The 16,563-nt window shown below is 59.1% G+C and carries 17 protein-coding genes; 10 read left to right on the top strand and 7 right to left on the bottom strand.

What is annotated here, in order from left to right:
* The first annotated feature begins 336 nt into the window (after positions 1-336).
* Entirely contained in the window at positions 337-516 is a 180-nt protein-coding gene (locus tag ACR3FB_RS11730) for a CTP synthetase (RefSeq protein WP_170377967.1), read from the top strand.
* Positions 517-631: 115 nt separating this feature from the next.
* On the opposite strand, the gene ACR3FB_RS11725 is transcribed toward ACR3FB_RS11730, so the two are convergent.
* Both ACR3FB_RS11725 and ACR3FB_RS11720 read right to left on the bottom strand, forming a co-directional pair.
* Positions 632-1,408 carry a Bax inhibitor-1/YccA family protein gene (locus ACR3FB_RS11725; protein ID WP_170377970.1) on the bottom strand — a complete coding sequence of 259 codons (777 nt, stop codon included), beginning with the start codon at positions 1,406-1,408 and terminating at the stop codon, positions 632-634.
* 178 nt (positions 1,409-1,586) lie between these two features.
* On the bottom strand, positions 1,587-1,802 hold the full coding sequence (locus ACR3FB_RS11720; protein ID WP_480563659.1) for a DUF1127 domain-containing protein: 216 nt from the start codon (positions 1,800-1,802) through the stop codon (positions 1,587-1,589).
* A 123-nt stretch (positions 1,803-1,925) separates the two neighbouring features.
* On the opposite strand from ACR3FB_RS11720, the gene ACR3FB_RS11715 reads away from it, so the two are divergent.
* The gene (locus ACR3FB_RS11715; RefSeq protein ID WP_480539959.1) at positions 1,926-2,807 is read left to right on the top strand and encodes a LysR family transcriptional regulator; all 882 of its coding nucleotides are present in this window, start codon (positions 1,926-1,928) and stop codon (positions 2,805-2,807) included.
* On the opposite strand, the gene ACR3FB_RS11710 is transcribed toward ACR3FB_RS11715, so the two are convergent.
* Positions 2,804-3,760, bottom strand: coding sequence for an NADPH:quinone oxidoreductase family protein (locus ACR3FB_RS11710; protein ID WP_480563661.1), 957 nt, complete (start codon positions 3,758-3,760; stop codon positions 2,804-2,806). The two genes, ACR3FB_RS11715 and ACR3FB_RS11710, sit on opposite strands and share 4 nt — an antisense overlap.
* A gap of 326 nt (positions 3,761-4,086) precedes the next feature.
* On the opposite strand from ACR3FB_RS11710, the gene ACR3FB_RS11705 reads away from it, so the two are divergent.
* The 3 genes from ACR3FB_RS11705 (at position 4,087) to ACR3FB_RS11695 (ending at position 6,747) form a co-directional block, all read left to right on the top strand.
* Entirely contained in the window at positions 4,087-4,458 is a 372-nt protein-coding gene (locus tag ACR3FB_RS11705) for a helix-turn-helix domain-containing protein (RefSeq protein WP_170377978.1), read from the top strand.
* 45 nt (positions 4,459-4,503) lie between these two features.
* Entirely contained in the window at positions 4,504-5,295 is a 792-nt protein-coding gene (gene hisN, locus ACR3FB_RS11700; RefSeq protein ID WP_480563664.1) for a histidinol-phosphatase, read from the top strand.
* A 114-nt stretch (positions 5,296-5,409) separates the two neighbouring features.
* Positions 5,410-6,747, top strand: a complete 1,338-nt coding sequence (locus ACR3FB_RS11695) for an 8-oxoguanine deaminase (protein ID WP_480563666.1) — start codon at positions 5,410-5,412, stop codon at positions 6,745-6,747.
* A 61-nt stretch (positions 6,748-6,808) separates the two neighbouring features.
* Here ACR3FB_RS11695 and guaD read toward each other — a convergent pair whose 3' ends face one another.
* The gene (guaD, locus tag ACR3FB_RS11690) at positions 6,809-8,098 is read right to left on the bottom strand and encodes a guanine deaminase (protein WP_480563668.1); all 1,290 of its coding nucleotides are present in this window, start codon (positions 8,096-8,098) and stop codon (positions 6,809-6,811) included.
* Between the two features lie 143 nt (positions 8,099-8,241).
* On the opposite strand from guaD, the gene mgtE reads away from it, so the two are divergent.
* Positions 8,242-9,633 carry a magnesium transporter gene (gene mgtE / locus ACR3FB_RS11685; RefSeq protein WP_170639378.1) on the top strand — a complete coding sequence of 464 codons (1,392 nt, stop codon included), beginning with the start codon at positions 8,242-8,244 and terminating at the stop codon, positions 9,631-9,633.
* Positions 9,630-10,187 carry a 5-formyltetrahydrofolate cyclo-ligase gene (locus ACR3FB_RS11680; RefSeq protein WP_170660016.1) on the top strand — a complete coding sequence of 186 codons (558 nt, stop codon included), beginning with the start codon at positions 9,630-9,632 and terminating at the stop codon, positions 10,185-10,187. The genes mgtE and ACR3FB_RS11680 overlap by 4 nt, the downstream gene beginning before the upstream one ends.
* A 10-nt stretch (positions 10,188-10,197) precedes the next feature.
* Here the strand turns inward: ACR3FB_RS11680 and ACR3FB_RS11675 are convergent, their stop codons facing one another.
* Entirely contained in the window at positions 10,198-10,431 is a 234-nt protein-coding gene (locus ACR3FB_RS11675) for a putative hemolysin (RefSeq protein ID WP_480563671.1), read from the bottom strand.
* 89 nt (positions 10,432-10,520) lie between these two features.
* Between ACR3FB_RS11675 and ACR3FB_RS11670 the strand changes: the two genes are divergently transcribed.
* The 3 genes from ACR3FB_RS11670 (at position 10,521) to ACR3FB_RS11660 (ending at position 14,022) form a co-directional block, all read left to right on the top strand.
* Positions 10,521-11,333: a TIGR00282 family metallophosphoesterase gene (locus ACR3FB_RS11670; RefSeq protein ID WP_170660018.1), complete on the top strand. Its 813-nt coding sequence runs from the start codon at positions 10,521-10,523 to the stop codon at positions 11,331-11,333.
* Between the two features lie 77 nt (positions 11,334-11,410).
* Positions 11,411-13,189: an SLC13 family permease gene (locus ACR3FB_RS11665; RefSeq protein ID WP_480563673.1), complete on the top strand. Its 1,779-nt coding sequence runs from the start codon at positions 11,411-11,413 to the stop codon at positions 13,187-13,189.
* 98 nt (positions 13,190-13,287) lie between these two features.
* Positions 13,288-14,022 (top strand): YbaY family lipoprotein, encoded by a 735-nt coding sequence (locus ACR3FB_RS11660; protein ID WP_480563675.1) that lies wholly within the window; start codon positions 13,288-13,290, stop codon positions 14,020-14,022.
* 4 nt (positions 14,023-14,026) lie between these two features.
* Here the strand turns inward: ACR3FB_RS11660 and ACR3FB_RS11655 are convergent, their stop codons facing one another.
* Together ACR3FB_RS11655 and ACR3FB_RS11650 are read right to left on the bottom strand one after the other, a co-directional pair.
* Entirely contained in the window at positions 14,027-15,688 is a 1,662-nt protein-coding gene (locus tag ACR3FB_RS11655; protein WP_480563677.1) for an FAD-binding dehydrogenase, read from the bottom strand.
* 11 nt (positions 15,689-15,699) lie between these two features.
* The gene (locus ACR3FB_RS11650; RefSeq protein WP_480563679.1) at positions 15,700-16,557 is read right to left on the bottom strand and encodes a bile acid:sodium symporter family protein; all 858 of its coding nucleotides are present in this window, start codon (positions 16,555-16,557) and stop codon (positions 15,700-15,702) included.
* Positions 16,558-16,563: the final 6 nt, after the last annotated feature.

The raw sequence follows: 16,563 nt of genomic DNA, 5'->3' as shown, positions 1-16,563 counted from the left end.
CGACCCGCCCCCATGGGGCGGCGCGTTTGCGCCTCCCCTCGGGCCGGCGCTGCCCTCCGTTCTACTGATCAACCGTTGCGAGCGCTTTAGCGCTCTGGGGCTCAGCGTTTGCGGCTGAGTTCGTCCACTGGACGGCTTCCGGGACGCCGCTCATCCGTTTGGATTGGTCGCGGTTCTTGCCGCTTCCAGTCAGCCGCTCCACGCGTTTCCTCGAACGGATACCCACTGGGCGTCGCAAGTGGTCTGTGACCCCCAAAACCTCTGACCCAGATCAAGGATCGAATTCGATCAAAGCGCTAGTGTTCGCGAACAGGTAAATACTTGAATGAGGTCGCAATGCTCCCCCTGATGTTGATCGTTCATATCTTCCTTGGATCTACCCTCGCAGGTACAGCGGTTATTGCTGTTCTGGTGATGGGATACACCGCAGTCCTCCCAATCGTGCTGGCGGCGGCGGTGGGGTTTGTGGCGGCCTTTCCGGCTTCATATCTGGTGGCGCGCAAGCTGGAGGGGTGACGCTCGGCCATCGCCTGCGCGTTGCAGGGGCCGCCCCGCATATTTCGGAAACAAAAAAAACCTGCCAAGATCGGGTCTTGGCAGGTTTGAATCGTTTCTGCAGTGGGGGAGAGGTTTACTCTCGGTTCCCCAGCAGCTGCAGCAGGAACATGAACATGTTGATGAAGTCCAGGTACAGGCTCAGCGCGCCCATGATGGCAGCTTTGCCCAGCCACTCCTGATCACCGGCATGTGCCATCTGCAGGTAGGTATTCTTGATCTGCTGCGTGTCATAGGCGGTCAGGCCGGCGAAGATCAGAACGCCGATGACCGAGATCGCGAAGGCCATGGCCGACGAGGCCAGGAAGATGTTGACCACCATTGCGACGATCAGGCCGATAACGCCCATGATCAGGAAGGTTCCCATACCCGACAGGTCTTTCTTGGTCGTGTAGCCGTAGAGCGACAGACCCGCGAAGGCGATCGAGGTGATCAGGAAGACCTGAATGATCGACTGACCGGTGAACGCGATGAAGATCCAGCTGATCGACAGGCCCATCACGGCGGCGAACGAGTAGAACACCAGCTGTGCAGCCGCAGCCGACATGCGGTTGATCATGGCGCTGAAGCCGAACACAAAGGCCAGCGGTGCGAACATGATCACCCATTTCAGCGGCGAGACATAGATCGAATGACCCAGCGCGGTCAGGTAAGTGTTCGCGTTCAGCTGCGCCACGGCCGCCGACGGATCGGTGGTGATCGACAGACCCGAGATCGCCCAGGCTGCGAGGAATGTAATGAACATACCCACGGACATCGTGCCGTAGACTTTGTTCATGTGGGCGCGAAGGCCCTCATCAATCTCGGCGGCGCGTGCGCCTGCGGCCGTCCGAATCGTATCGAATTGTGCCATTTACAAAGGTCTCCCTAAACGTATCTGTGTGCGGCCCGTACGTAGTGGCCACTTTCCTGCTGAATATCGGCAACTAAAGGCTGTGTTTCAAGAGTTTCTGCGGTATTTCCGCCTAAAATACGCAACAAAAACGGCGACCTGCTGTCGCAGATCGCCTATCGCTGAAAAAACATGAGTATCAAAGACAGCTTTTCCAGAACTGCGGGGCATCCCAGATGGGGCGGCGGGCCTCGGCGTCGGCCTCGGCTCGGGTGATGCCGATGTCGTTCAGGGCGCGGGCATCCAGCTGAGCCAGTTGTTGACGTTGACGTCTTACGGACAGGACGGACCGTATGCGCGCAAACAGGGATTGTTTGTGTTGGGGGCAGGGTCGGTTCAGGGCGATCGAGTTCATGGTCTATCCTTTCGTTTTTCAGATGGTTTAAATCGGTCTCATCAACTTCCTTGATTTATATGGCGAGTTAGGGCACATTTTAAAAACGAATATTTTTGATTGGATGCATAAGGATTCGTGAACATGAGAAATCTGGACATCACCACATTGCGATCCTTTGTGGCCGTGGCCGATCAGGGTGGCGTCACACGCGCGGCGGGTTTTCTGCATCTGACGCAATCAGCCGTCTCCATGCAGCTGAAACGCCTGGAAGAGCTTTTGGATCTGGAGCTTCTGGACAGAAGTGGTCGGACCATAGCGCTGACCGCCTCGGGCGAGCAGTTGCTTGCCTATGCGCGTCGCATGATCGCTTTGAATGATGAGGTGATCTCGAAACTCACGGATCAGGCCTTTGAAGGAGAGGTGGTTCTGGGTGTCCCTCATGACATTGTCTATCCGGCGATCCCGCGTGTTCTTCAGCGGTTCAACGCCGATTTCCCACGTGTGCGCGTGCAGTTGATCTCGTCCTATTCGCTGCAGCTTAAGGATATGTTCAAGCGCGGGGAATGTGATCTGATCCTGACGACCGAACCCTCGTCATCCGACGGGTCTGAGACCATTGCAGAACTCCCGCTGCGCTGGATCGGGGCACCGGGTGGGTCCGCCTGGCGCAAGAATCCGTTGCCGATTGCGCTGGGGCGGCGCTGCATGTTCCGTCCACAGGTTATCGCGGCGCTGGATGCCGCGGGTATTCCGTGGGAGCTTTCCGTCGAAACCGAGAATGACCGCACCATCGAAGCCACGGTCAGCGCCGATCTGGCGATTCACGCGATGCTGGACGGCACCGAGGCTGCACACCTTGAACAGATCGACTCGGGTGGTGTTTTGCCCGAGCTGCCAGCGCATATGATCAATCTCTACGGAGGAGAGCCGGGGCGCGATGCAATCATCGAAGCATTGGCGCAACTCGTGCGCCAAAACTTCCGCATGTTGGGCGGCACACCCCTTCGGGCAGTGGTGGGCTAGGGCGTAATCACGATCTTGCCGGTGGATTTGCGCTCTTTCAACAGGCGGAGGCCGTGTTCGACTTCGTTCAACGGCAGGGTGTGGCTGATATGAGGCGTGATCTTCCCTTCGGCATGCCACTGGAGCAACGTCTGAAAACTGTTTCGCACGATGTCGGGGCGGAACCTCAGATAGCCGCCGATATAGAACCCAATCACCGTCAGGTTCTTGACCAGAAGGTGATTGGCCGGGATGTGAGGGACATCGCCACCGGCGAAGCCGATGGGCAGTAGACGACCTTCGGGGTTGGTGGCACGGAAGGCGGCTTTGAACACGTCGCCGCCAATAGCGTCATAGACGACATCAGCGCCTCCCAACTCTTTTACGCGGGCGCGCAGGTCTTCGGAGGCGTCGATCAGGTGATCCGCCCCGGCGGCCTGTGCAACGGCCAGCTTTTCCGCACCGCGCGCTTGGGCAATCACGGTCGCGCCCATAAGTTTGCCGATTTCCACCGCGGTCAGTCCGACGCCACCTGCAGCTCCGGTAACGAGCAGGGTTTCACCTGGCTGCAACCGGGCGCGATGGTCCAGGGCTAGGTGACTGGTCCCGTAGGCGATCTGAATGGCGGCAGCCTCTTCAAAACTAGTCTCATTCGGGATGGGGATGGCTCGATCCGCGTCGAACACGCCGTACTCGGCCAACCCGTCCTGACCCGAGTACACGGCGACACGGTCTCCAATCTCCAAGCCAGAGACTGCTGGCCCCAGTTCGACGACAACGCCGGCGATTTCCATACCTAAAGTGAACGGAGGGTTAGGCGTATCCTGATATGTGCCCTTCTGCATCAGCAAATCAGCGAAATTCAGGCCGCATGCTTTGATGGCGATTCTGACCTGTCCCTCGGCAGGTGTCGGCGTGGGTACTTCGACAATTAGCGCGTCGGCGCCTTTGGATTCAATGCGATATGCAAGCATGATGGTCTATCTCGGTTTTCAGGGAATAGGTCGCAGTAAGAGCGAAATTGTCAATGCGTTCAGCTTATTGAGCGCGCTAACGAAGACAGTTTGGTCCGGCCGCGACGCCAAAATCACAGAGATGCACAACCATAAACCAATGTACAGAGATTCCAATTCAACCAACTTGAAAAAAAAGTCAAAAGCGGCAATATTGGACGGCAGTGCTGTATCGGGGGATCGCACATGTCTGGTTGGGGGATGCTTATGGGGACTTCTCTAACTTCTGTTTATGTGAACGGCGCGAAGTCCCGCAACAGATGTGTGTGTAGTAGAGGAGAATACCAATGACTCATCACGTCGATGTCCATGTGGGCAAGCGTGTCCGACATCGCCGCTGGCTGATTGGCATGACCCAACAGCAGTTGGCGCAGCAGGTTGGTATCAAGTTTCAGCAAATTCAGAAATACGAAACCGGCGCGAACCGAATCAGTGCCTCCCGCCTGTGGGACATTGCAGATGCGCTGGACGTACCGGTCAGCTTTTTCTTTGAAGGTCTTGAAGAAGGCCAAAAAGAGAAATCCGACAAGAGCGCGCTTCCTGCTGACCTGATGGGGGACAAGGAAGCCTTGGATCTGGTGCGCTCTTACTACGCGATTCCGGAAAACCAGCGTCGCCGTCTGTTTGAACTGGCACGCGTTCTTAGCGACGTTGCCTGATCACCACGGCTTGACACCGGCCTGTGTTCGCAGCACCTGTGCTGCATGAGCCAGACCGACCTAACCGACCTTGAAGTTGCCGAAGAAATGGCTGACGCCGCGCGCGCAGCCATCCTTCCGTATTTCAGACAGACCAATCTCGAAACCGATAACAAGCTGGCTGGCGGGTATGACCCCGTCACTGTTGCTGATCGCGCGGCGGAACAAGCCATGCGAGCGGTTCTGGCACAGCGTCGACCAGATGACGGTATTCTAGGTGAAGAATTCGGTCAGGTTGAGGGCTCCTCGGGCCGGATCTGGGTGCTTGATCCGATCGACGGCACCCGAGGGTTCGTCAGCGGTACACCGACCTGGGGCGTTCTCATCGCTCTGTCAACGCAGGACGGCCCAATCATGGGCGTGGTGGATCAGCCCTATATCGGTGAGCGTTTTGTTGGCGGATCAGGCATCGCTCAACTGACTGGGCCTTTGGGCACAAGTCCGTTGAAAACGCGTGACACACAGGTGTTGGAGCAGGCAACCCTGTTCACGACTTTCCCTGAGGTTGGCACGTCCGAGGATCGTGCAGGTTTTCAAGCCGTAGCTGAGCAAGTTCAACTGACCCGCTATGGCATGGATTGCTATGCCTACGCCCTGCTTTCTGCCGGTCAGGCAGATCTGGTGATCGAGGCCGGGTTGAACGCCTATGACATTCAGGCGCCGATTGCAGTGATTGAAGCCGCAGGCGGTATCGTCACCGATTGGCAGGGTGGCCCGGCCCACAAAGGCGGAAGGGCATTGGCAGCCGCCAACGCTGAAATTCACGCCGCGGCGTTGGAAATTCTGCGTAACTATTGAATGCCATTGCCGCAATGGCCGCGCGTGAGTAAACTGGACTCAGCCGGTTCTTGCGCCCGTTTTCCGCTGGCTGATGCACTCCTTGCTTGAGACGGGCAGAAGCAGGAGCGTGAAATGCCCGAAATACTGATCAAAAACGCCGACACCATCCTGACAATGGATGATGATCGCCAAGAGCTGAACGGCGCGGATATCCTGATCCGGGACGGCCAGATTGCCGAAATTGGCCAGGATCTGACCACAAACGGAGAGGTCCACGATTCCTCGGGCTGCGTCATCACACCCGGGTTGGTGAATACGCATCACCACCTTTACCAAACGCTGACACGGGCGGTTCCGGGCGGGCAGGACGCTTTGCTGTTCGGCTGGCTGCAGACGCTCTACCCGATCTGGGCGCGGTTCGGACCGGATGAGATGTTCACTTCGGCGCAGATCGGTCTGGCCGAACTTGCCTTGTCGGGCTGCACACTCAGTTCCGATCACCTGTATCTCTATCCGAATGGGGCTAGGCTTGAGGACACGATTGCCGCCGCTTCAGAATTGGGGATTCGCTTTCATCCCACGCGCGGGGCGATGAGTATCGGTGAAAGTGACGGAGGCCTGCCGCCCGACAGTCTGGTCGAGCGTGAGCAGGACATTCTCAACGACATGATCCGCGTGGTGGATACGTTTCACGATCCTTCCGAGGGCTCTATGTGCCGGGTGGGCCTTGCCCCCTGTTCGCCCTTTTCCGTCAGCCGCGACCTGATGCGAGACGCAGCACTACTGGCGCGCGACAAGGGGGTGATGCTGCATACGCATCTGGCCGAGAATGACGAAGATATCGCCTATTCCGAAGCCCAATTCGGCTGTCGTCCCGGCCAATACGCCGAGGAGCTGGGCTGGACCGGTGCGGATGTCTGGCATGCCCATTGCGTGAAACTGGATGGGGTCGAGATCGACCTGTTCGCAAGGACGGGAACCGGCGTGGCCCATTGCCCTTGCTCGAACTGTCGTCTTGGGTCTGGCATCGCACCAGTAAGGACCATGCGGGATCAGGGTGTGAAGGTGGGGTTGGGCGCGGACGGGTCGGCCAGCAATGACAACGGCAACCTGATGCTCGAGGCGCGGCAAGCGATGTTGCTGCAACGCGTGGTGAATGGCGCAGACGCAATGTCCGCTCGCGAAGCGCTTGAGATCGCGACACGGGGCGGAGCCGACGTGCTTGGGCGCCCCGATTGCGGCCGACTGATGCCGGGCAAACGGGCCGATATTGCCGTCTGGGATACTCGTACAAACCTCGAAAGCGCGGGCAGTTGGGACCCGGCGGCCTTGCTTCTGGCGGGTCCAATGCAGGTCAAACATTTGTTTGTTGAAGGCCGCCAGATCGTTCGCGACGGTCAGATCACGACGATCGACCTGCCGCGCGTCATCGAGACCCAAAACCGTCTGGCCCGCGCGCTTGCCCAATAGCGGGATCCGCGCTTCATCTGGCTAAAAATATCCCCGCCGGAGGCATGCGCCGAAGGCGCATTCAAAGGGCGACCTGCGCCCCTCCGATCCAGACATCGGCAATAGCGCGGTCGTCACCCATCATGATGGTGGGGAACACGGCTTCCCACAGATCATCGGCATGGGCCTCGCGCTGGGCGATAGCTGGGGTCGAGGCGAGGTCAATCACCACCAGATCGGCCTCCATCCCCGGAGCGACATTCCCGATACAATCGTCCATCCGCAGCGTTCGAGCCGACCCGACTGTACCCAGCCACAGCAATTGCGCCGGGTGCAGGGGGCGGCCACGCAGCTGGCCGATCTCATACGCGGCAGCCATCGTGCGCAGCATCGAAAAGCTGGACCCGCCACCGGTATCGGTGGCCAGGCCAACGCGGTGGCCATCTCGGATCAACCCATTCATGTCGAACAGGCCCGACCCGATGAAGGTGTTCGAGGTCGGGCAATGCACCAAGCCGGCGTCCACCTCGCGCAGCCGATCCCGCTCACGGTCTTCCAGATGGATGACATGACCATAGAGGCCGTTCTGACCCAGCAGGCCGAACTTCTCATAGGTATCCAGATAGTCGCGCGCGTCCGGGAACAGGGACCGGACCCATTCGATCTCATCAGTTTGCTCGCTCAGATGGGTTTGCATCAGACAATGCGGATGCTCTGCCCAGAGCGCGCCCAAAGCCTCAAGCTGTTCGGGCGTCGAGGTGGGCGAGAACCGTGGGGTGATCGCATAAGACAGACGATCCACGCGGTGCCATTTCTCCAGCAGGGCCTGAGACTGATCATAGGCCGTTTGCGCCGTATCCCGCAGCCCTTCGGGTGCGTTGCGGTCCATGCAGGTCTTGCCTGCAACAACCCGCTGGCCGCGCTGTTGCGCAGCCGAGAAAAAGGCATCGACGCTTTCGGGATGGATTGTGCAGAAACTGCACATGGTCGTCGTTCCATGCGCGGTTGTCAGGTCGAGGTACCGGTTGGCGATCTCGGTGGCGTAGTCGATGTCGCCGAACTTCATCTCTTCGGGGAAGGTATAGGTGTTCAGCCAGTCGATCAGCCGCTTGCCCCAGCTCGCGATCATGGCGGTCTGAGGGAAATGCACATGCGGGTCGACGAACCCGGCCATGATCAGGTGCTTGCCGTAGTCCGTAACCTCAGCATCCGGATGAGCGGCACGCAAGCGATCCAGCGCACCAACGGCCTGAACACGCCCATCCTCGATCACGACCGCTTCATCGAGTTTGGTGCAATCCGTTGGCTCTCCCTCAAAAGGGGAGCCGTCAAAACTCAGAACGCGCCCTTTCAAAAGCGTCTTTTGCGCCATTCGCCTTGTTCCTTAGCTGTTTGAGCCCGTTCATCAGCATATGCGTGCGAAAGATGAGGGTAAATCGGCGCATTGTCATTGTTTTCCGGTAGCTGCTTCTTCTAATTAGGGGCCAATGGCATGACTAAGAACGGGAGCAGCACATGACCACAGGCATTGATGATCCCGTAGCCGAGTCCGCTGACGAAGACGTCTACGCGCTGGACCGCCGCACCGTTGCAGCGATCCTGTTTGCCGTTGACGTGGACGATCGCGACAAGCTGGTCGAGTTGATGGAGCCGCTGCATGCAGCCGACATCGCCGACCTTCTGGAACAGATCAATCCCTATGACCGTGCGCGCCTGATCCGTCTCTATGACAAAGAGTTCGATGGCGACATCCTTTCGGAGCTGGACGAGGCCGTCCGGGAAGAGGTTATCGGTGTCCTGAAACCCGACGTTCTGGCCGAAGCCGTGCGGGACATGGACAGCGACGATGTCGTTGATCTACTGGAGGATCTGGAAGAGCCGCAACAGGAGACGATCCTGGACGCGCTTGAGGATTCCGAGCGGGTCGCGGCAGAGCAGGCGCTGTCCTACCCCGAAAACTCGGCTGGTCGTTTGATGCAGCGCGAGGTCGTCATGGCGCCCGAGCATTGGACGGTGGGGCAGGCCATTGATTTCATGCGCGCCAATGATGATCTGCCGGAACAGTTCTATCACGTCGTGCTCGTTGATCCGCGTCTGAAACCGGTGGCGCAGATCACCTTGGGTAAGCTGATGGCCGCGCGGCGCGAAGTACCGCTGCGGGATCTGGCGGAAGAGGAATTCCACATCATCCCCGTCGATCAGGACGAAGAGGATGTGGCCTATGCTTTCAACCAGTACCACCTGATCTCGGCGCCAGTGGTCGATGCCGATGGCCGTTTGGTCGGTGTCATCACCATCGATGACGCCATGGTGGTGCTTGATGAAGAACATGAGGAAGACATTCTGCGCTTGGCGGGGGTGAGCGACGAAAGCTCGATCTCGGACAGTGTCGCCGCAACAAGCCGTCGGCGTTTACCTTGGCTTGCAGTGAACTTGTGTACGGCGATTTGTGCCTCTCTGGTGATTTCGCAATTCGAGGCTGCGATTGATCAGCTGGTGGCGCTGGCGATCCTGATGCCGATTGTCGCCTCGATGGGTGGCAATGCGGGAACGCAGTCGCTGACGGTCGCGGTGCGGGCATTGGCCACGCGCGACCTGACTGCCTCGAACGTCATGCGCGTGATCCGACGAGAGCTGTTGGTCGGCATGCTGAACGGCCTGTGTTTTGCGATCGTTCTGGGCACGGTGGGGATGCTTTGGTTCGATTCGCCTCTGCTCGGGGTCGTGATCGGGTCTGCTTTGGTCGTGAACATGATCATCGCGGGCTTTGCAGGTACGGTAGTACCGGTCTTGCTGGACCGAATGGGCATTGACCCGGCGCTGGCATCTGGGACGTTTGTGACAACCACAACGGATGTCATGGGCTTCTTCATCTTCTTGGGACTTGCCAGCGTGGTGCTTCTGTGACCGATCTGACTGAAATCAAAGCGATGGCGCGCAAGGCCGCGTTTGCCCGTCGCAAAGCGGCGTTTGACGCCTCTGTGCCGGGCGCTGCGGGCCGTTTGTCCGAGATATTGGCAGGCCATCGAGGCGTGCCCATGTCGGGCTACATGCCAATCCGGACAGAGATCGACCCGCTGCCCGCAATGGCCGAGGCTACGGCCTACGGCCCCGTCGGCGTGCCGGTGATTCAGGCCGCGGGGCAGCCGCTGAAATTTTCGCGTTGGACGCCTGAGGGCGCTTTGAAGGATGGACCGTTCGGGGCGAAAGTGCCCGAGATCGACGATTACTTCGACCCCGAAATCCTGATTGTTCCGTTGGTGGCTTTTGACGCCAAGGGCGGCCGTCTGGGCTATGGCGGCGGGTTCTACGACCGCACCCTGGAAGGGCTACGCGCCAAACGCCCAACCCTGGCGATCGGCTTTGCCTTCGATGGGCAAGAGGCCGAAGGGCTGCCGTTGGAGCCAACCGATCAGCCGTTGGATATGGTTGTCACGGAAAGCCGTGTTTTGACGTTCTAAGACTGCCTCGTTAGATCGAGTGGTTCTCACGGAAGTATTCCCAAGCGTCTACCTCGCGGCCGCTGGCCAATATGCAAACGCCGGTTTGCCCGTCGGCACCGTCGCGGATTTCATATTTGCCACCGCTTTCCACGCAGAATGTAGCCGCAGGGTTGGCAATCTGGGTGTTGGAAACGCTCGTTCCCGCCTGGTCACAAGCGGCTAGCGCAGTGAGGCCAAGGGCAGACAATAAGATACGCGACATCAAGTTTCTCCGATCTAAAGGGCTTTGACGGTTTATTACGGCAGCATAACCACTTGTGCTTCGCGTTGACCAGACTTACGACCGATGGGATGAGGATACTTTTTCTGGGTGACGTCATGGGCCGCGCGGGACGCACGGCCATCCAACAGCATCTGCCGCGTCTGCGCGACGAATGGCGGTTGGATTTTGTTGTGGTCAATGGCGAGAACGCCTCGAACGGGATGGGGCTGTCTGGGGACCATGCCAAGCTGCTGCTCGATGCGGGCGCGGATTGCGTGACGCTGGGCGATCATGCCTTCGACCAGAAAGACATGCTGCAACACATCGAGAAAGAGGCGCGCATCGTGCGCCCGGTGAACTTTGCCAAAGGCGCGCCAGGGCGCGGCCACCGCCTTTTCAACGCACCTGGAGGGCGCAAGGTTTTGGTGGTTCAGGTTCTGGGCCAGGTTTTCATGAAGCGGCCTTTTGATGATCCGTTCTCGGCGGTCGAGCCGATCCTGAAGTCCCATCCACGCGGTGGACAGGCAAATGCCATCATCGTCGATATGCATTGCGAGGCGACATCCGAGAAAATGGCGATGGGCCACTATTGTGACAAGCGTGCGAGCCTTGTTGTGGGCACGCATACGCACGTTCCTACGGCGGATTCGCAGATTCTGCCCGGCGGCACCGCATATCTGACGGATGCGGGGATGTGCGGTGACTATGACTCGGTCATCGGTATGGACAAGGTCGAGCCGATGCGGCGGTTCATCACTGGTATGCCCAAGGCACGCTTTTCTCCGGCCAATGGCGAAGCAACCCTCAGCGGAGTGTTCGTCGAGACCAATGATCAGGATGGCAGCGCAAAATCAGTGCGCATGGTGCGCGTGGGCGGTCGGTTGGAGCAGGCCGGGCCGTAAATGCTTGCCCTGATCCGCGCAATGCGGGAAACTGGAAGTCAGGCGCTTGGGCCTAGGGTTCGGACTGAAAACCACGAATGCAATTCCTCTCACTGACAGACACGGGCAGCGCGATACTGGCGCTTTTGGTGGTCGCAGGCATGTTTGTGATGTTCCTACGCGAGGTCTACCCGACTGAGGTCGTGGCCATTGGTGGCGTCGCATTGATGCTGGTGACGGGCATTCTGCCCTATCAAAGCGCGCTGGCCGTACTGTCGAACCCCGCGCCTTGGACGATTGCCGCGATGTTCATCATCATGGGGGCGTTGGTGCGGACCGGAGCGCTGGATGCGTTCACCTCAACGGCCCAAAAGCAGGCGCAAGTGAACCCGCGTATAGCGATTGCCTTGCTGATGGGGTTTGTGGTGGTGGCGTCCGCGGTGGTGTCGAACACTCCGGTGGTCGTCGTGATGATCCCGGTCTTTGTTCAGATTGCGCGAACGCTGAACGTACCTGCCTCGAAGCTACTGATCCCGCTCAGCTATGCGGCCATCCTCGGCGGAACGCTGACCCTGATCGGAACCTCGACCAACCTGCTGGTGGACGGTGTGGCCAGGGCGCAGGGCATGCAAGCGTTCACGATTTTCGAAGTCACGCCGCTGGGTATCGTGCTGGTGATCTATGGCATGGTCTACCTGCGCTTCATCGCGCCGCGCCTTTTGCCGGAACGGGACAGCATGGCCTCGATGCTGAGCGACCGGTCTAAGATGAAATTCTTTACCGAGGCCGTCATTCCCCCGGAAAGTAACCTGATCGGGCGTGAGGTTACCGGCGTGCAGCTGTTCAAGCGCCCCGGTGTGCGCCTGATCGACGTGCTGCGCGGCGACGACTCGTTGCGGCGCAACCTCAAAGGGGTGACGTTGAATGTCGGCGACCGAGTGGTTCTGCGCACCGAAATGACCGAGCTTTTGAGCCTGCAGAGCAACAAGGAGCTCAAGCGGGTTGATCAGCTTTCGGCTGTTGAGACCAAAACGGTCGAGGTTCTGATCACTCCGGGCTGTCGTATGGTGGGGCGTGCGCTGGGAACAATGCGTCTGCGCCGCCGCTATGGTGTCTATGTTCTGGCAGTGCATCGGCGGAACCAGAATATCGGATTGCAGCTCGATGAACTTGTGGTGCGGGTGGGGGATACTCTGCTGCTCGAAGGGTCGCCGGCTGACATTCAGAAGCTGGCCGCCGATATGGACATGGTCGATGTCACCCAACCGTCAGCGCGGGCCTTCCGACGAAGTCATGCGCCGATTGCGATTGGTTCTCTGGTCGGGATCGTGGTTCTGGCGGCTCTCGGCATTGCGCCGATCTTGCTGCTGTCCATCCTAGCTGTCGCTGCAGTCCTTCTGGCGCGCTGCATCGACGCGGATGAAGCGTTTTCCTTTGTCGAGGGTCGCCTGCTGGCGCTGATCTTTGCCATGCTGGCCATCGGGGCCGCCTTGGACGCGTCGGGTGCGGTGTCCCTGATTGTCGAAGCGGTCGCGCCGTCGCTGAGTGTTTTGCCTCCGTTCCTGATCATCTGGGCGGTGTACCTGCTGACCTCGGTTCTGACCGAGCTGGTCTCAAACAACGCGGTCGCCGTAGTTGTCACGCCGATTGCAATTGGTCTGGCGCAAGCCGTTGGGATAGACCCGCGTCCACTTGTGGTTGCTGTCATGGTTGCGGCTTCGGCTTCTTTCGCGACGCCGATCGGGTATCAGACAAACATGATGGTATATGGCCCCGGCGGCTATCGGTTCACTGATTTCATGAAGGTGGGTATTCCGTTGAACCTGACCGTTGGGCTGTTGGCATCACTTCTCATTCCGCTGTTCTGGCCACTGTAGGATCGGCTCTGACCCGCCGTCATTTTGCGGTGCCTCTTGCAAATCTTGGCCGATACACAAAGCTCTATGAATGTATTTTGCGACAAGAGGATTGGATCATGCCTGCAAAAGGAACCGCAATTGCCGCGATTGCCTGTGCGATGATGGCGAGCACTGGCTTTGCCGGAACAGTCGAAGGCTCGGCCAGTTATCGCGAAAGGATCGCCGTTCCGCCGGATGCGACCCTGTTTGTTGAGCTTCAGGATGTCTCGCTTGCCGACGCGCCGGCCGTGACGCTGGCGGCGCAGCGCTACGCTCTGTCTGCCGTTCCGGCCTCGTTTCAGCTGAGCTATGACGACGCCCTGATCAAGGATGGGCACCGCTATTCTGTGAGGGCGACGATTACTCAAGGGCAAAAGCTGCTGTTCACCACTGACACGGTCTATCCGGTAATTTCTGATGAGGCGGGCAATTCCGTCGATCTGATGCTCGTGCAAGTTCAGGCGCAGGGGGCGACAATGCTGGAGAATTCGGACTGGATCGCCGCATCGCTAAACGGTGAGCCCATCGAAACGGAAAGACGACCGGAGCTGATCTTTGGCCAAGGCGGCGCGTTCTCGGGCACCGGCGGGTGCAATCGGTTCACTGGTCAGGCCGAGATATCAGGCAACCGCATCGAGTTTCCTGATAATATGGCGGCCACCCTCATGGCTTGCCCGCCACCCTTGGATGAGATCGAACGCGCCTTCCTGAAAACAATGCAGAGCGTCACAACCTTCGCTGTGCAGGGCGACGCGTTGGCCCTTTTGGATGAGGCGGGCGAACCCGTCATCAAACTGGTCCGCAAGCAGTGACGCGTCAGGCCACAGCGCGGGATCGCCCTGCGTTGCGGCCTGAGAAGATGCAGCCGCCAAGGAAGGTGCCCTCAAGCGCGTTGTAGCCATGATAGCCTCCGCCGCCGAAACCGGCGACCTCGCCGGCAGCAAACAGGCCGGGCACCACTTGCCCGTCCGCTCCGATCATCTGACTGTCCAGATTGGTCTGCAGCCCGCCAAGTGTCTTGCGGGTCAGCACGTGCAGTTTGACCGCAATCAACGGGCCGTTTGAGGGATCTAGGAACTTGTGCGGCTTGGCCGTCCGTATCAGCTTGTCACCGCGATAGTTGCGTGCCGCCAGAATCGCCATCATCTGAGCGTCTTTCGAGAACGGATTGTCGACCTGGGAATCCCGCGCCTCGATCTGCGCCCTCAGATGGGCCTCATCAATAAGACCTCCGCCCAACTGGTTCATGCCGCTGACCAGCTCGGTCAGAGTGTTCGCGACGATGAAATCCTCGCCCTTTTCCTTGAACGCCTCAACCGGGGCTGTGGCTTTGCTGCCCGACAGGATGCGCTGGCGGATCACCTCTTTCCAACTGCCCGAGGTGAAATCGGGGTTCTGTTCCGACCCCGACAGGGCGAATTCCTTTTTGATGATCTTCTGGGTCAGAACGAACCAGCTGTATTCGTGTCCTGTTTTCAGAATTTCGCTTAGCGTCCCCAGCGTGTCGAACCCCGGCAGGCAGGGCGGTTGCAGCCGATTACCCTTGGCATCGAACCACATCGAGCTTGGACCGGGCAGAATGCGAATTCCGTGTGCGGGCCAGATCGGATCCCAGTTTCGGACGCCTTCCGTATAATGCCACATGCGGTCGCCATTGATCACATGGCCGCCCGCCTTTTCGCTGATCGCGATCATGCGCCCATCGACGTGAAACGGGACACCTGCAACCATGTCTTGCGGAGGCTCGCCCAGACGGTCGCGGGGCCAGTTCTTTCGAACCATCTCAAAATTCCCGCCGATCCCGCCCGAGGTGACGATGACCGAAGGAGCGTAATATTCGAACTCGCCCAGCTCTTCGCGGTTGGTTTTGGCTCCGCGCTGGGCTGTATCCTCGGCCAGAACTTCGCCCGAGACACCTTTGGCGCAGCCGTTTTGCATGATGATGTGGCTGACCTGATGGCGAAACTTCAGCTGGATCAACCCGGCGTTAACATGTTCTTTCACGCGGCGGATGAAATGCTCCAGCACGCCGGGGCCGGTGCCCCAAGTGATGTGAAACCGCGGCACCGAGTTGCCATGCCCGCTCGCATAGGAGCCTCCACGCTCGGCCCAACCGACCACCGGGAACCAGCGCAGACCCATGTCATGCAGCCATGGGCGCATTTCCCCTGCGGCGAACTCGACATAGGCCTCGGCCCATTTACGAGGCCACAGATCGTCGTCGCGATCAAACTGCGCGCTGCCCATCCAATCCCGCAGGGCCAGGTCGTGGCTGTCCTTGATGCCCATCCGGCGTTGCTCGGGCGTGTCGATCATGAACAGGCCGCCGAGGCTCCAGAACGCTTGTCCGCCCAGGAAGCTCTCGGGTTCCTGATCCACAACGATCACTGTCTTGCCCCGGTCACCCAGCTCGGCCGCAGCCGCCAGCCCGGCCAGTCCGCCTCCGACAACGATCGCATCTGCCGTGTTGTTGGCCATGTCAGGTCCTTTCAGCGTTTGCGAAACCAAAGGAGGAAGGGGAACACAACGACATACATAGTGACGCCATAAACCGCCGAGGGCAAAGCCAGAGTGCTGAACCCGGTCTCGGTTCCTGTGATCAATGCCGCCAAGGTCAGCCCAAGGGTTGAGTTCTGGATGCCGGTGTCAATCGAGATGCTTTTGCACTCGGCCCAGGACAGGTTCGCGGCGCGCGAGACACTCAGACCGATCAGAAGCAGGGCGATATTCAAAGACACCAACCCGGTGCCCATGATGCCAAGGTTCTCAATAAAGAGCTGCCAGTTCCCGGCCACGGCGGCGATGACGATCAGCAGGAACAGAGCGCCAGCCAGTTTGGACAACCCGCCCTCGATACGGTTTGCAAACCCCGTTGCAAACCTGCGAACCGTTATACCAATGGCGACGGGCAGGGTCGTGATCAGGAACATGGCGATCGCCAGCCCGGTGATCGACACCTCGGGCGCGTTCTCGCCCATGAAATGCGCGATGGTCCAGGCCGCCAGGATCGGCACAGTCAGGATCGAAAGGATGCTGATCACCGCCGTCAGGCTGACCGAAAGCGCCACATCACCCTTGGCAAATTTCGTCAGAATGTTGCTGGTCACCCCACCCGGACAAAAGCTGAGGAGCATGAAACCGACGGCAATCTCGGGCGGCAGACCTAGCAGTTTGACGGTTGCAAACGCGGTGATTGGCAGCAGCACGACCTGACACAGCGCACCGATTGCAAACGGGTATTTGCGGGTCAGGACGCGTCGGAAATCGGCGATCTCAAGCCCGATACCCAAAGACAGCATGATGATAGCCAGCGAAACAGGCAGGCCGACATTGATTAGAAAATCCAAGAACAA

The organism is Ruegeria sp. AO1 (assembly GCF_056535985.1).
The sequence above is the reverse complement of the archived record's forward strand: the minus strand, read 5'-3'. Positions and strand labels throughout refer to the sequence as shown.